Origin of the sequence: Streptomyces sp. NPDC047061 (genome assembly GCF_040643955.1) — a bacterium.
Lineage (GTDB): Bacteria > Actinomycetota > Actinomycetes > Streptomycetales > Streptomycetaceae > Streptomyces.
On sequence record NZ_JBEYVI010000135.1, the window covers coordinates 1 to 1,272 of the forward strand.

Here is a 1,272-nt window from a genome sequence, read left to right on the forward strand (position 1 = left end):
ATACCTCGTCGTGCCGGACTCCTCGGACCGTTCGATCAGCTCCATGCCGCGGCCCATGCTTCCCAGCACAGTGCGGTCGCGGAAGGGTGGTCAGCCATCGTCCGGCCATCGCGGGGTAACTGTGCGCCTGTCGTGGGAAACACTGGTGCCCGTGATGACGGCGGCGACGGCGCCGCCGGTGACGACGGTTCCCGGAGGCGACGGGGCCGCGGTCCGCGGCGCGTGCCAGTTACCTCGCAGTGGCCGAGCGATGGCCGACCACCCTTCACACGACCGCGCGGCGCCAGCAAACATGAGGGCGCGACGGGCCCGGCAACGACGAAGAGATGGTGATCCTCGCGGGTCGGCCGGATATGAGCACACCGCTCTCTGACGACACATCACATCCTCCTGCGCAAGTACTTTTCCGCGATATCGCGATACACAGAAGATGAAAAAGGTGACAGTCAATGGGGCACGTGTTCTCGCTGGTTCTCAGCCGGGAGATTACCGAGGACGAAATGACCACCCTGAAGGCGAGTTGCACCGGCGCCGCCGAATTCGGCACCGACGTGCTTCCGACCGACACCGAAGTCACCGTCACGAGGATGGACTTCGATGACGCCGCGTCCCCGACGCTGGCTGACGCCATCGAATCAGCTCTTGCGGCGGTGACGGAGGTGCCGGAGCTCAGCGTGTCCGAGCTCACCGTTCCGGCCCAGCTGGCAGGCGATGAGGGCGCCGAGACCAAGGAGCCCGTGGCCGCCGCTGCCGGTACGGACTGAGAGCGGTCCGGTCTTCGCGCCGGCGGTCCTGGAACTGGCGGGCGGATCTCGCCGAACCCGCCGTGACGTTCGGCGCCTCGCGGTGATCAGCCCGCCGCGGTGATCAGCTTGCCGCGGTGGTCGGCCGGCCGTCCCGCGTCCACCGGCTGGAACGCGCCGTGGAGCCACGGTACCGCTGCCCGGACACACGCCATCCAGCCAGCCGACGGCGTGTATCCGCATGTCAACCCTCGTGTTCCCGGCCGGTTCCGCTCCTCCGGCCGCGGTGTCCTGGCGGAGGCGTTTCGCGGAGGGAGTGGGCATCGGATTACCCCGAGATGGCCGGGCGATGGCCGACCACCCTTTCCGTGACCGTGCGATGGCGGGCAGCATGAACACCGCAGCTATCCGGTTCGACCGCGTGCTGAGGGGACCGCCCCTGGCCATGGGGCCCGTTCGCCCGTCGAACCCGCCGGGCCGGGGCGTCATCGCCTTCCCGGAGACCGAGGCCGGCCTGCCGTGCAGGATG

1 protein-coding gene is annotated in these 1,272 nt (G+C 68.8%); it reads left to right on the forward strand.

Features of this window, described 5'->3' with window-relative positions; all coding sequences use genetic code 11:
• Positions 1-449 precede the first annotated feature (449 nt).
• The gene (locus ABZ887_RS51140) at positions 450-764 is read left to right on the forward strand and encodes a hypothetical protein (RefSeq protein ID WP_361306609.1); all 315 of its coding nucleotides are present in this window, start codon (positions 450-452) and stop codon (positions 762-764) included.
• Positions 765-1,272: the final 508 nt, after the last annotated feature.

Coding starts and splice junctions, on each gene's coding strand:
- ABZ887_RS51140 (WP_361306609.1), top strand. CDS start 450: ATGGGGCACGTGTTCTCGCTGGTTCTCAGCCGGGAGATTACCGAGGAC.